We start from the raw sequence: 452 nt of genomic DNA, 5'->3' as shown, positions 1-452 counted from the left end.
TGCCGGTCTCGCAGCACCGCATCGACGGCTATGGCGGCCGGATGGCTCGCCTGCGCCACTGCGTCTGCCGTCCCCGATTTCTGCGTGGCGTCACTGTGCAGGCGGTCTGGTGTGAACTTCACAAGGGCAGCGGTGCTTGGGCGAAGCGGCGCCTGCTGCTGTCGACCGACTTGGCCCTGTCAGCCGTCGAGATCGTCGATGCCTACTCCAAGCGCTGGACCATTGAGCCGCTGTTCGCCGCCCTCAAGCTCACCGATGGCCTGGGCGCGATGTGGCAGCGAAGCCGGACGGTCCTGCTGCGCTGGCTTCACCTGGTCCAGATCGGCCGCGTCCTGCTGGTCCTGCTTACCGCCAAGGCGGAACCAGAGGTCGTCGCATTGGTCCGGCCTAGTGGCTGGCGCAAGCCCGCGACGCTGACGCCGGGTCTGGTCAAGGACGCGCTCGCACGGCGG

1 protein-coding gene is annotated in these 452 nt (G+C 68.1%); it reads left to right on the top strand.

Translation table 11 applies throughout. The annotated features are described in order from the left end of the window. Positions 1 to 452, top strand: a 452-nt coding sequence (locus Q7A36_RS40920; RefSeq protein ID WP_305109497.1) for a hypothetical protein, incomplete at both ends; no start/stop codon positions are given.

Origin of the sequence: Paracraurococcus lichenis (genome assembly GCF_030657435.1) — a bacterium.
Lineage (GTDB): Bacteria > Pseudomonadota > Alphaproteobacteria > Acetobacterales > Acetobacteraceae > Paracraurococcus > Paracraurococcus lichenis.
Note: the sequence above shows the minus strand (reverse complement) of the source record. Positions and strands in the feature narration are given on the sequence as shown.